Source organism: Paraburkholderia phytofirmans PsJN, assembly GCF_000020125.1.
Taxonomy (GTDB): Bacteria; Pseudomonadota; Gammaproteobacteria; order Burkholderiales; family Burkholderiaceae; genus Paraburkholderia; species Paraburkholderia phytofirmans.
Genome location: NC_010676.1, coordinates 2,306,470 through 2,319,281 on the forward strand (window position 1 = coordinate 2,306,470; position 12,812 = coordinate 2,319,281).

Sequence of the window (12,812 nt, forward strand, 5' to 3'; positions counted from 1 at the left end):
AGGACGCGGTGACATGTCGCGGGCGATGCTGCCTGCCCGCGAACGGTGTGCGCGGATTATCCTTGCCGCTCATCGGCCAGTCTGTAGGACCGCTCCGAATCGCCCCTCTCGCCAGGCGCGCTAGCGTTTCTCCAGCTTGACCACCGTCAACACTCCGGCCACCTCGTCGGCAATGAAGCCGATCGTGTCGCCGGGCTTGACCTGCGAGAGCATCGCCGGGTCCTTGACCTTGAACACCATCGTCATGGCATCCATGCCGAGGTTGTCCAGCTGACCATGTTTAATGGTCAGCTTGCCGGCAGCCACATCCACTTTTTTGACTTCGCCATGCGACATCGCCGCTTGTGCATCGACGCTCGCATTGGCCTGCACTTCACTCGCCTCGCCCGCCGCGTACGCCGATGCGGAAATCATCACCATGCAACCCATCGCCATTGAAATTAATCCATTCTTCATCTCACACGCTCCACGTTAAATACGATCTACACGGCCAACCCGCGACCGCCGACGTCAACCATCCGGCAACTCGCCGGTATATTCATAAGCCACCGTTCCCTTCGGATGCCTGAACCAGCCCGGGTCGCGGTAGTCGTTGCGACCCAACCCTTCGCGCACTTTGACCACCGAAAACATGCCTCCCATTTCGAGCGCGCCGAATGGGCCGGTGCCGGTCATCATCGGCAGCGTGTTGTCGGGCAGCGGCATCTCCATCGCGCCCATCGAACCGCCCGTGCTGCCCATCGCCATGTAGTCGGGCACCAGCTGGTTGATGCGTTTGGCGAGGTCTTTTTGCGGCACGCCGATCATGTTCGGGACCTGATGCCCCATCGCGTTCATCGTGTGATGAGACTTGTGGCAATGGAATGCCCAATCGCCGGGACGATTCGCGGTGAACTCGATGGCGCGCATCTGCCCGACCGCGATATCGGCGGTCACCTCGGGCCAGCGCGCAGACGGCGGAATCCAGCCGCCGTCCGTGCCCACCACTTCGAAGTGGTAGCCGTGCAGATGAATCGGATGATTGGTCATGGTCAGATTGCCGACGCGGATCCGCACGCGATCGCCCGCGCGCGCCGGCAATGAATCGATGCCCGGAAACACGCGCGCATTCCACGTCCACATGTTGAAGTCGGTCATCTCGTTGACACGCGGCGTGAAGCTGCCCGGGTCGATGTCGTACGCGGACATGATGAACACGAAGTCGCGGTCCACCTGCATTACGCCCGGATCTTTCGGATGGACGATGAACGTGCCCATCATGCCCATCGCCATCTGCACCATCTCGTCGGCGTGCGGGTGATACATGAAGGTGCCGTGCTTTTCGAGCTGGAATTCGTAGACGAAGGTCTTGCCCGGCGGAATGTGCGGCTGCGTGAGACCGCCTACGCCGTCCATGCCGCACGGCAGCAGCATGCCGTGCCAGTGGACCGTGGTGTGCTCCGGCAACCGGTTGGTCACGAAGATGCGCACCTTGTCGCCTTCAACGGCCTCGATGGTCGGCCCCGGCGCCTGGCCGTTGTAGCCCCACAGATTCGCGCGCATGCCCGGCGCGAGTTCGCGCACCACCGGTTCGGCGATCAGATGAAATTCCTTCCACCCGTTCTTCATGCGCCACGGCAACGACCATCCGTTGAGTGTGGCGACCGGCGTGTACGGCCGGCCGTTCGACGGCGCGCGCGGCGGCTGCATCGAGGCCGTGGTCATCGTGGGTGCTTCGGGCAGCGACGCGGCGCCGGCCTTGCTCACCAGTGCGGCTCCCAGCAAAGCGGCGCCCGAGCCGCCCATAAAATGTCGACGTGACACCATGTCATTGACCTTCGGATTCTTTGGATTCTTCGGATTCTTTGGATTCAGTGGAAGACACCGCTTGCGTCGTCGCGGATGCGAGCGGCGCCGCGTCGGCGCCAGCAGGCAGACGGCCGCCGAGCGCCTGTTGCAAATCGGTCTGTGCGAGCCAGTAGTCCTTCAGCGCGTCGATGGCGCTATTCACCGCGCCGATCTGGTCGCGTGAATCCGCGAGCAGTTCGAACACGCTTGCGAGCATGCCGTTATAGCGAAGCAGCAGTTCATCGGAGATGGTTTTGCGCAGCGGCACGACTTCGTCGCGATAGTGCTTCGCGAGGTCGTAGCCGGAGACGTAGGTCGAATACGCTTCACGCACTTCGGAGCGCGCGTTGATCGCGGTCCCGGCGAAGCGATTCGCCGACTGCATATAGATCGCTTCAGCGCGCGCCACTTTGGCGCTGCCCCAGTCGAAAAGCGGAATCTCCACGCTGATTTCATAGCCTTGCTCGCGTCCGTCGGAAGTCGTGAAATTGTTCTGATAGCCGACGTCCAGCACGTTGATGAAACGCGTTGCCTGACTCAAACCCAGTGAACTGGCGACGCTTTGCGTTTGCAATTTCGCGGCCTGGATATCGAGCCTGTTTTGCATCGCGAAGGTTTCCAGATCGTGCAGCTCTGGGCGTGTGGCAGGCAGATCCGGCAGACGCTCGGGCAACGCGTAGTGCGCTTGCGAACCCCAGAGACCCATCACGCGAGTGAGCTTTTCCTGCGCGGACACCGACTGTTGACGCGCTCTTGCCAGTTGCGCCATCGCATCCGCGTAGAAGGCCTGCTCTCGTGCGTAATCGAGCTTGCTGAAGTTGCCGGCCTGCTGCATGCGCCGAGCGAGTTCGGCGCTGGCCTCGGCCGAGTCTTTCACCTGCTCCGCGTAGGCGGCCGATTGCTTGGCAGCGACTGCGCGGATGTAGGCGCGCCGCGCATCGGCGGCGACCTCGAGCATGGTGTTGGCGGCAAGCAAGCGGGTCTGCGCGAAGCGACGGCTTTCGATGCGCGTCGTCAACGGCATCGTCAATACGCGCAACATGCCGAGCGTGAACGTGCGGCTGATGCTCAAGTCATCCCCACCATGCGTGCGGCTAAACGAAAAGCCGGGATTCGGCAAACGGCCCGCCTGAACGAGGTCCGCTTCGGCAATGCCCAACTCGCTGTACGACGCCTGCAAACCGCGATTGTTCAGGAGCGCGATCTGGACTGCGTCGTCCATGCCGAGCGGCGCGGAAAGGAGTTCCTGCGTGCGTTTGGCGATGGCGCTCCGGTCGTCGTCGGTCTTGATCAGCACGGCATCTTTACCGAGTCGTTCGGATGCGGCGCTCGACACGGTGCCGAAACCGCCGTCCTTCGAGAACGTCGTGCAGCCGGCGAGTAAAGTCACCGCGATGGCGATTGCCATAACGCGGGTGGCAGGACACACGTACGGCCTCATTTCGCCGCCCCTTCGCGATGGGAAGCGTGGGCGTCTTCTTTGATGTCATCGGAGCTGCTCGAATGCAGCGAGCCGTGGCTCGCTCCCGCGCGGCCCGCTGGACGCGTCACCGCGCGATTGAGCGCCGGCCAGCTCGGCGCTTGCTGATCACGGTACGGCCGATAGTCGGCCATTACTGACGGCGTATCGAGCACCGGCACGGACGCCGCCGGATCGGCCGGATCAGGAAGTTTGGATGTGGCGTGCGCGAGCTCCGGCAGACATGCCGTCGCGCCGAGCAGCGCCGCAATGAACGTTCGCATGAATCATCTCGTCATGTGCGGCCACGACGGATGGCGCGCGGCCGTCCATCGAGGCGGAATGGAAACAGGAGCAACGCAGCGCGAGGCTGCGAAAGAACTAGACGAGAGAGATGCGGGGAGGCCGTTCGACGCCGCCGGTCAGAAACGACGCGACGCGGACAGCGGGAGGCAGGGGAACAGCGAAATGAGCCGCGTTGACGGAGAGCGACGCGAGCGGCGTGACCGGCAGCGCGCCGCCGAAACAGCAGGATGCGCAAGCGGAGCAAGCGTGCGCATGATGCTCGCCGCCTGCCGGGTCGTGATGCTGAAGGTGGGCACTCGCGTCATTGCCGGCTGACCCGGCCATCATCGCGGCATGGTCGTGATGATGGGCCATTGCACGAGCAGCCTCCTCATGCGCGGGCGCCGCATCGCCTACGGAATGCGAGGACCCGCATTTCATGGAGACGGCCGCGAACGACTGAACCGGAAGGCTCAGCACGAGCAGCACGACGATGAAGAGTTTGCGCCAGTAGGACATGGGTACGAAGTCTAGCATGCAGGTTTGCAGAATCGTAAGGCTGGAACGATGCCGCGCATGGTGGCTCGCAGTGCGCCGACACGATTTCAGCCGCCGACGAAAACCTGCTTGACCTTACCGCCGTGGGAAGGTCCATGCTTGAGCCATGACTTCTCATTGGAGGTAGGAAATGGAATTCGACGTGCCGGATATGTCCTGCGGCGGTTGCGCCAACGCCATCACGCGTGCGGTCACGAGTGTCGACCCTGCGGCGAAGCTCGAAGTCGATGTCCCCGTTAAAATCGTCAGGGTTACGTCGACGCTGGCAGCCGGACAACTCATCGAGGCCATCGAGACGGCGGGTTTTCATCCGTCGCTGAGAGCCTGACGGACACCTCTTCCCAACGGACATTCACTATGAAAAAACTTCGTGCCTTTCGTACCTTTCGTGCCTTTCGTGCCCTTTGCCTGTTCAGCGGCTTTGCGTTTGCTGTCGCGACCGTGCCCGCCCACGCCCAGCAACCGGCCGCTATGCCCGGCATGGACATGTCGAAGTCGGCGGATACCGGTGCCGGCGATGCGACGCAAGCCTTCAAGGCCGCCGACGACAAAATGATGCAGGACATGAGCGCCGACTATACGGGCAACGCCGACAAGGACTTCGTCGCGCACATGATTCCGCATCATCAAGGGGCGATCGAAATGGCGCAGGTCGAGTTGAAGTACGGCAAGGACCCGGAGTTGAAGCGGCTGGCCAGAAACATCATCAAGGCGCAGCACGACGAAATCGCGTTCATGAAGAGCTGGCAGGCGAAGCATGGGGTGAAGTGACGGCGGCGCGCTGGATCGCGCGGCCAGCGGTCTAGCCACCTCGATCGTCGAACGATCCATCTATGGCGGCGGCAGCCGCGCCGCCAGAGCCCGCGGCAATACCCGTCATCTCGCCGCGGCTCCTCCGCCACCCTGCCGGCGGCATTCCGAACTCGCGCTTGAAAGCCCGATTGAACGCCGCCTCCGACTCATATCCCACCTGGTCGGCCACCGCCGCCAGCGACTTCGTGCCGCCACGCAACTCCTGCGCGGCAATCTGCAAACGCCAATGCGCGAGATACTGCATAGGCGGCTGACCGAGCAACTGCGTAAATCGCTGCGCCAGCGCCGAGCGGGACAAGCCGGCTTTGCGCGCCAGCTCGTCGACTGTCCACCCGTGCGCAGGCTGCGCATGCATCAACGCGAGCGCTCGACCAACGAAGCGATCGCCCACACCCGCGAGCCAGCCCTTCCGGTCGGACGGCAGCGCGTCGATACAACGCCGCACCGCCTCCACGAAAAGCAGCTCCGATAGCCGCGCGAGAACGATCGCGCTGCCCACGCGCCATTCCGCGGCCTCTGCCGCCGCGAACCTTAGCGACGATTCGAGCCACGCGGACTGCGGATCGTTGCGCATGTCGACCTTGAAGATGCGAGGCAGCGCGGACAGCACCGGGTTGCTCAAGGTGTCGTCGCACGCGAGAAAGCCGCACACCAGACGCGTACGGTCGCCACCACCGCCGTAGCAAAGCGCCATCACCTGACCCGGTGCATTGCGCAACTGACTCTCAAGCAGTTCGCCAGTGGGTCCGGGCGTGACGTCGAGCGAACTGCCAAGCAGATGCGCCTCGCCTTGCGGCACGACAAGCAGTTCGCCGGCGGCCACGTAAATAGCGGACTCGGGGTCGTCAGCGAGCGAAGCCCAGCAGCCCCCCTCGGTGATCAGATGGTAGGAGACGATACGTTCGGCCGGAGGAAGAAAGCTACCGCACAACCCTGCGTCAGCCTGGCCGTACAAACACCAGGGTGCGGTGAAGTCGCCATTTAAATACACCGCGCCACCGAGGCGAACCAGGCGGAGCACGTCGGAGAGAGCGTCCATCGTTGTCCAGGAACTTCGGCGTCCTGCGCAAAAGATCTGGACGCCTGGTCATTCATCGATTCAACAGTCGCACTGATACTAGCATCCATGCGAATCCCTTACAACAATGCTAAGGATTCTTGAATGAATCGAATACTTAACCGAAATTAAGGAGGCACCACATGAATTCATAAACCCTGGCGTACTAACACTAGCGTGCCTTACACAACTTTTTTCTCTGGAGCATCTCCATGTCTGAAGTCCATTCTTCTTCACAAACCTCCGAATTCGCTGACGTCAAAGCGCGCCAGCACGCCGCGTGGGAGACGGGCAATTACGCCGTCGTCGGCACAACGCTACAGATCGTCGGAGAAAACCTGTGCGAAGCACTCGATCTGCGCGCCGGCAGCCGCGTGCTCGATGTCGCAGCGGGAAACGGCAACGGCACGCTCGCCGCCGCGCGCCGCTGGTGCGACGTCACCTCGACCGACTATGTGGCCTCGCTGCTCGACGCAGGGAAGGCTCGCGCGCAAGCGGAAGGTCTGACAGCGGTGCAGTTCCGCGAAGCCGACGCCGAAGCGCTACCCTACGCAGACGCCTCGTTCGATGTCGTCATGTCGACTTTCGGCGTCATGTTCACGCCGAATCAGGAGAAAGCGGCAAGCGAACTGGCGCGCGTATGCAGACCCGGTGGCAAGATCGGCCTCGCGAACTGGACGCCCGAAAGCTTCATCGGCCAGGTGTTCAAGACGATCGGTAAGTATCTGCCTCCGCCGCCAGGCCTCAAATCGCCGGCGCTGTGGGGCACCCGGGCGCGGCTCGACGAGTTGTTTGACGGCAGTGTGCGCAGTGTTGCCGTGACGAGCCGCGAATTCATGTTCCGTTACCACTCGCCGGCGCATTGGCTTGAGGTGTTCCGGACTTACTACGGCCCGATCAACAAGGCATTCGCCGCAATGGACGGCGAACGGCAAGCGGCCTTCCAGCGCGATCTGATGACGCTGATGGAAAGCCGCAACCGGTCAGGCGACGGGACACTCGTGCTGCCCAGCGAGTATCTCGAGATCGTGATGGTGCGGCAATGAACGGGGTCGGCCGCGTACTGGCCGGCGCGGCTGTCTATTTTTTCGATCGATGGCCACAGGCCAGCGCCGTCGGCTTGCGGTGTATGTCGCTAGCTTTCGGCCTGCCGCTGTTTTCGTCCGTTTGTTTCTTCGGTCTTCGGTTCGTTCTCGCCAGCATCGGGTTGACGTCCTAGGCTTCGCCGTTGCATCAAAACCCGCCGTTGCATCAAAACCCGTTCCCCGGCTTCGTCCCTTGCGGACGAAGCCGGACGTTCGCTCACCGCTCCTGCGGCACCCGCACCCAGCCTTCCATCAGCACCCGCGCGCTGCGGCTCATGATGGCCTTGGTCACCGTCCACTCGCCGCCGCTTTCACTCGCCTCGGCGCCGACCCGCAACGTGCCGGAAGGATGACCGAAGCGCACCGATTCTTTCGCGCCGCCGCCCGCCGCGAGATTCACCAGCGTGCCGGCAATCGCCGCCGCCGTGCCGATCGCCACTGCGGCTGTACCCATCATCGCGTGATGCAGCTTGCCCATCGACATCGCGCGCACCAGCAGATCGACGTCGCCCGCACCGATCTGCTTGCCGCTCGACGCCACGTACGCGGCCGGCTTCGCGACGAACGCCACCTTCGGCGTATGCTGGCGCGTTGCGATCTCGTCGAGGTTCTTGATGAGCCCCATGCGCAACGCCCCATGCGCGCGGATCGTCTCGAACATCGCGAGCGCCTTGTCGTCGCTATTGATGGCGTCCTGCAACTCCGTGCCCTTGTAGCCGATCGACTCGGCATCGACGAAGATGGTCGGAATGCCCGCGTTGATCATGGTCGCCTTCAGCGTGCCGACGCCAGGCACTTCCAGATCGTCCACCAGGTTGCCGGTGGGGAACATCGAGCCGCCCGCACCTTCTTCTTCCGCAGCCGGATCCATGAATTCGAGCTGCACTTCCGCCGCCGGAAACGTGACGCCGTCGAGTTCGAAATCGCCGGTTTCCTGCACGGCACCGTCGGTCATCGGCACGTGTCCGATGATCGTCTTGCCAATATTCGCCTGCCAGATGCGCACAACGGCCACGCCGTCGCGCGGAATCCGGCTCGGGTCGACGAGACCCGCGCTGATCGCAAACGGCCCCACGGCGGCCGAGAGATTGCCGCAATTGCCGGTCCAGTCGATGAACGCCTTATCGATCGAGACCTGCCCGAACAGATAGTCCACATCGTGATCCGGGCGGCTGCTTTTGGCGATAATCACCGTCTTGCTGGTGCTGGACGTCGCGCCGCCCATGCCGTCGATCTGCTTGCCGTACGGATCGGGGCTGCCGATCACGCGCATCAGCAGCGCGTCGCGCGCGGCGCCGGGCACCTGCGCCGCTTCGGGCAAATCCTGCAGGCGGAAGAACACGCCTTTGCTGGTGCCGCCACGCATGTAGGTGGCCGGAATCTTGATCTGGGGTTGGTGGGCCATGAAAATCGTATCCTGATGTGGACGGGTGATATGGCAAAGCGTGCCATGCCACCCGTTGCCGCGTTAAAACGTTCGCCGCTTCAAGCTGCCTCAAGGTGTCTCGAGCCTCCTCAAGCCGCCTTCTTCGACGACTCGAGAAAGTCTTGCGCAAAGCGTTGCAACACGCCGCCGGCTTCGTAGATGGAAACCTCTTCGGCCGTATCGAGCCGGCACGTCACCGGCACCTCGACCCGCTCGCCGTTCTTGCGATGAATCACCAGCGTAAGGTCCGCACGCGGTTTGCGTTCGCCGATCACGTCGAAGGTTTCCGTGCCGTCGATTGCCAGCGTGAGCCGGTTCACACCCGGTTTGAACTCCAGCGGCAGCACACCCATACCCACCAGATTCGTGCGGTGAATGCGCTCGAATCCTTCGGCGACGATCGCTTCCGCGCCGGCCAGACGCACCCCCTTCGCCGCCCAGTCACGCGACGAACCCTGACCGTAGTCCGCGCCGGCAATCACGATCAGCGGCTGCTTGCGTTCCATGTAGGTTTCGATCGCCTCCCACATGCGCGTGACCTTGCCCTCGGGTTCGATGCGCGCGAGCGATCCCGCCTTCACCTTGCCGTCTTCGAGCACCATCTCGTTCTTCAGCGTCGGGTTGGCAAAGGTCGCGCGTTGCGCCGTGAGGTGATCGCCGCGGTGCGTCGCATACGAATTGAAGTCTTCTTCCGGCAAGCCCATCTTCGCCAGATATTCGCCCGAAGCGCTGTCCGCAAGAATCGCGTTGGACGGTGACAGGTGATCGGTCGTGATGTTATCGCCAAGCACGGCGAGCGGACGCATGCCTTTCAAAGTGCGCTCGCCGGCAAGCGCGCCTTCCCAATACGGCGGACGGCGAATGTAGGTGCTCATCGGGCGCCAGTTGTAAAGCGGATCGGCTTTCTCGCCGGTATCGACGGAAACCGCGAACATCGGCTCATACACCTTGCGGAATTGCTCCGGCTTCACGCTCGACGCGACGATCGCGTCGATCTCCGCATCCGTCGGCCAGATGTCCTTCAGCGTGACGGCTTGGCCGTCGGCATCGATACCGAGCACATCTTTCTCGATGTCGAAACGGATCGTGCCCGCAATCGCATACGCCACCACCAGCGGCGGCGACGCCAGAAATGCCTGCTTTGCATACGGATGAATGCGGCCGTCGAAGTTGCGATTGCCCGACAGCACGGCGGTCGCATACAGATCGCGCTCGACGATCTCCTTCTGGATCACCGGATCCAGCGCACCGGACATGCCGTTGCACGACGTGCACGCATACGCGACCACGCCGAAGCCCAACTGCTCCAACTCCGGCAACAGCCCGGCCTCTTCCAGATACAGCGTGACCGCCTTCGATCCCGGCGCGAGCGAGGTCTTCGCCCACGGCTTGCGGGTCAGTCCGCGGCGGTTCGCGTTACGCGCCAGCAAACCGGCTGCGATCATGTTGCGCGGATTGTTGGTGTTCGTGCAACTCGTGATCGCGGCGATGATCACCGCGCCGTCCGGCATCAAACCCGGCTCGTTCTCCACCTTGCCGCTAATGCCGCGCGCCGCCAGCTCCGACACCGGCAACCGGCGATGCGGATTCGACGGACCGGCGAGCGTGCGCACCACCGTCGACAGATCGAACTTCAGCACGCGTTCGTATTCGGCATTGACGAGGCTGTCGGCCCACAGGCCGGTTTTCTTCGCGTACGTTTCCACCCGTTTGACGAGCTCGTCGTCGCGGCCGGTGAGCTTCAGATACTTGATGGTCTGTTCGTCGATCGAGAACATCGCGGCCGTGGCGCCGAATTCGGGCGCCATATTGGCGATGGTCGCGCGGTCGCCCAGCGTCAGCTTGGCCGTGCCCGTGCCGTAGAATTCGAGGTACGCGCCGACCACCTTTTCCTTGCGCAGGAATTCGGTCAGCGAGAGCACCACGTCGGTCGCCGTGATGCCTTCGGCCGGCTTGCCCGTCAGTTCCACGCCGACGATATCCGGCAGGCGCATATACGACGCGCGGCCCAGCATTACGCTTTCCGCTTCGAGCCCGCCCACGCCGATCGCGATCACGCCGAGCGCATCCACCATCGGCGTATGCGAGTCGGTGCCGACCAGCGTATCGGGGAACGCCACGCCGTCTTTCACCTGCACCACCGGGCTCATGCGCTCCAGGTTGATCTGATGCAGGATGCCGTTGCCCGGCGGAATCACGTCGACGTTCCTGAACGCACGCTTGGTCCAGTTGATGAAGTCGAAGCGGTCTTCGTTCCGGCGATCTTCAATTGCGCGGTTTTTCGCGAACGCATCCGGATCGAAGCCACCGCACTCGACGGCGAGCGAATGGTCGACCACGAGTTGCGTCGGCACCACCGGATTGACCAGCGCCGGATCGCCGCCTTGCGCGGCAATCGCGTCGCGCAGGCCGGCGAGGTCGACGAGCGCCGTCTGGCCGAGAATGTCATGACACACCACGCGCGCCGGGAACCACGGGAAATCCAGTTCGCGCTTGCGTTCGATGATCTGCTTAAGTGACGCGGTCAGCGTGACCGGATCGCAACGGCGCACGAGGTTTTCGGCGAGCACGCGCGACGTGTACGGCAGTTTGTCGTAAGCGCCGGGCTGGATCGCGTCGACCGCGGCGCGCGTGTCGAAGAAATCGAGCTGGGTGCCGGGAAGGCGTTTGCGGTTGGCAGTATTCATGGCGTAGGGGACAAAACAGTAATGATCCGGGGACGACGGTGGCGGCCGATCACGATCGGCGGCCCCTTTTATATAGCGCTTCCCTAGCGGGCCAGTCAGGCAGTACGTGTAGTTTAGCGCGCAGCGCCGTGCGGCTCGGGTTTGCGGGCGGCCGCGCGAATGCGCCGCAAAAAACGGCCTTGGCCCGGGGTTTCAGCGAGCCAAGGCCCAACTTCATTGCGCCGCGCTCTTTAGACGCAATGGAGGAGAAACGCTTGCCTGCGCGTGGCTACACGCTCACGCAATCGATGGCGATGAAGACGCCAGCGAAGGCATCTTTAAAACACCCTCAAACACGCTTTGCGAGCGGCACGAACGGCAGATCATCGGGTCCGGTGTAATTCGCGCTCGGACGGATGATCTTGTTGTCGATGCGCTGCTCGATGATGTGCGCGCTCCAACCCGCCGTACGAGCGATCACGAAGAGCGGCGTGAACATCGCCGTGGGCACGCCCATCATGTGATACGAGACCGCGCTGAACCAGTCGAGATTCGGGAACATCTTCTTCGCGTCCCACATCACCGACTCCAGCCGCTCGGCGATATTGAACAGCTTGCTGTTGCCCGCTTCCTTCGAGAGTTTCCTGGCGATTTCCTTGATGACCTTGTTGCGCGGGTCGGAGATCGTGTACACCGGGTGGCCGAAACCGATCACCACTTCCTTGTTCTCGACGCGCTTTCTGATATCCGCTTCGGCTTCGTCCGGCGTCTGGTAGCGCGACTGGATCTCGAACGCGACCTCATTGGCGCCGCCGTGCTTCGGCCCGCGCAGCGCGCCGATTGCGCCGGTAATCGCCGAATAGATATCCGAGCCCGTGCCCGCGATCACGCGGCCAGTGAACGTCGACGCATTGAATTCGTGTTCGGCGTACAGGTTCAGCGACACGTGCATCGCGTCGACCCATGCCTTCGACGGCTCCACGCCATGCAGCAGATGCAGGAAGTGGCCGCCGATCGAATCGTCGTCGGTTTCCACTTCGATGCGCTTGCCGTTGTGCGAGTAGTGGTACCAGTAGAGCAGCATCGAGCCGAGCGAGGCCATCAGCTTGTCGGCGATGTCGCGCGCGCCCGGCAGGTTGTGATCGTCTTTCTCCGGCAGCACGGTGCCGAGCACCGAGACGCCGGTGCGCATTACGTCCATCGGATGCGCGGCGGCCGGGATCCATTCGAGCGCGGCTTTCACGTTGGCGGGCAGGCCACGCAGCGCCTTGAGCTTGGTTTTGTAGGCGGTCAGTTCAGCCTGGGTCGGCAGCTTTTCATGCACGAGCAGGTACGCGATTTCTTCGAATTCGCAGGCGCTCGCGATATCGAGAATGTCGTAGCCGCGGTAGTGCAGGTCGTTGCCGGTCTTGCCGACCGTGCAGAGGGCCGTGTTGCCCGCCGTCACGCCCGACAGGGCGACGGATTTCTTCGGTTTGAATGCGCCTGCGTTCGGCGTGCTGTTGTCTGCTTCGCTCATGAGTTCGTCTCCTGATGCATGGGGGATGCTTTTGAACGCAGCCTAAATGCAAAGAACGGGCCAGCCGCTTCGACGCACGCTAAGTGCCTGATTTCACGAACAACCGCCACCCATGCC

Annotated in this window: 12 protein-coding genes; 3 read left to right on the forward strand and 9 right to left on the reverse strand. The window is 62.8% G+C overall.

Features of this window, described 5'->3' with window-relative positions; all coding sequences use genetic code 11:
• Positions 1-120 precede the first annotated feature (120 nt).
• The 5 genes from BPHYT_RS30095 to BPHYT_RS30115 all read right to left on the reverse strand — a co-directional run bounded on the left by BPHYT_RS30095 (position 121) and on the right by BPHYT_RS30115 (position 4,108).
• On the reverse strand, positions 121-456 hold the full coding sequence (locus tag BPHYT_RS30095; RefSeq protein WP_012427909.1) for a copper-binding protein: 336 nt from the start codon (positions 454-456) through the stop codon (positions 121-123).
• Positions 457-510: 54 nt separating this feature from the next.
• On the reverse strand, positions 511-1,806 hold the full coding sequence (locus BPHYT_RS30100; protein ID WP_012427910.1) for a multicopper oxidase family protein: 1,296 nt from the start codon (positions 1,804-1,806) through the stop codon (positions 511-513).
• A 1-nt stretch (position 1,807) separates the two neighbouring features.
• A complete protein-coding gene (locus tag BPHYT_RS30105) occupies positions 1,808-3,268 on the reverse strand; it encodes a TolC family protein (RefSeq protein WP_012427911.1) in 1,461 nt (486 codons plus the stop codon).
• Complete coding sequence (locus BPHYT_RS30110; protein ID WP_012427912.1) at positions 3,265-3,570, reverse strand: hypothetical protein; 306 nt, start codon at positions 3,568-3,570, stop codon at positions 3,265-3,267. The genes BPHYT_RS30105 and BPHYT_RS30110 overlap by 4 nt, the downstream gene beginning before the upstream one ends.
• Positions 3,571-3,667: 97 nt before the next feature.
• Positions 3,668-4,108 (reverse strand): hypothetical protein, encoded by a 441-nt coding sequence (locus BPHYT_RS30115; protein ID WP_012427913.1) that lies wholly within the window; start codon positions 4,106-4,108, stop codon positions 3,668-3,670.
• 151 nt (positions 4,109-4,259) lie between these two features.
• On the opposite strand from BPHYT_RS30115, the gene BPHYT_RS30120 reads away from it, so the two are divergent.
• Both BPHYT_RS30120 and copM read left to right on the forward strand, forming a co-directional pair.
• Complete coding sequence (locus tag BPHYT_RS30120; RefSeq protein WP_012427914.1) at positions 4,260-4,457, forward strand: heavy-metal-associated domain-containing protein; 198 nt, start codon at positions 4,260-4,262, stop codon at positions 4,455-4,457.
• A 29-nt stretch (positions 4,458-4,486) separates the two neighbouring features.
• Complete coding sequence (gene copM / locus BPHYT_RS30125) at positions 4,487-4,900, forward strand: CopM family metallochaperone (RefSeq protein ID WP_012427915.1); 414 nt, start codon at positions 4,487-4,489, stop codon at positions 4,898-4,900.
• Positions 4,901-4,931: 31 nt separating this feature from the next.
• Here copM and BPHYT_RS30130 read toward each other — a convergent pair whose 3' ends face one another.
• Positions 4,932-5,981 carry an AraC family transcriptional regulator gene (locus BPHYT_RS30130; RefSeq protein WP_012427916.1) on the reverse strand — a complete coding sequence of 350 codons (1,050 nt, stop codon included), beginning with the start codon at positions 5,979-5,981 and terminating at the stop codon, positions 4,932-4,934.
• 230 nt (positions 5,982-6,211) lie between these two features.
• Between BPHYT_RS30130 and BPHYT_RS30135 the strand changes: the two genes are divergently transcribed.
• On the forward strand, positions 6,212-7,045 hold the full coding sequence (locus BPHYT_RS30135) for a class I SAM-dependent methyltransferase (protein WP_012427917.1): 834 nt from the start codon (positions 6,212-6,214) through the stop codon (positions 7,043-7,045).
• A 256-nt stretch (positions 7,046-7,301) separates the two neighbouring features.
• On the opposite strand, the gene prpF is transcribed toward BPHYT_RS30135, so the two are convergent.
• The 3 genes from prpF to prpC form a co-directional block, all read right to left on the reverse strand.
• Complete coding sequence (gene prpF / locus BPHYT_RS30140) at positions 7,302-8,489, reverse strand: 2-methylaconitate cis-trans isomerase PrpF (protein ID WP_012427919.1); 1,188 nt, start codon at positions 8,487-8,489, stop codon at positions 7,302-7,304.
• 110 nt (positions 8,490-8,599) lie between these two features.
• Entirely contained in the window at positions 8,600-11,197 is a 2,598-nt protein-coding gene (gene acnD, locus BPHYT_RS30145; RefSeq protein WP_012427920.1) for a Fe/S-dependent 2-methylisocitrate dehydratase AcnD, read from the reverse strand.
• Between the two features lie 328 nt (positions 11,198-11,525).
• Positions 11,526-12,695: a bifunctional 2-methylcitrate synthase/citrate synthase gene (prpC, locus tag BPHYT_RS30150; protein ID WP_012427921.1), complete on the reverse strand. Its 1,170-nt coding sequence runs from the start codon at positions 12,693-12,695 to the stop codon at positions 11,526-11,528.
• Positions 12,696-12,812: the final 117 nt, after the last annotated feature.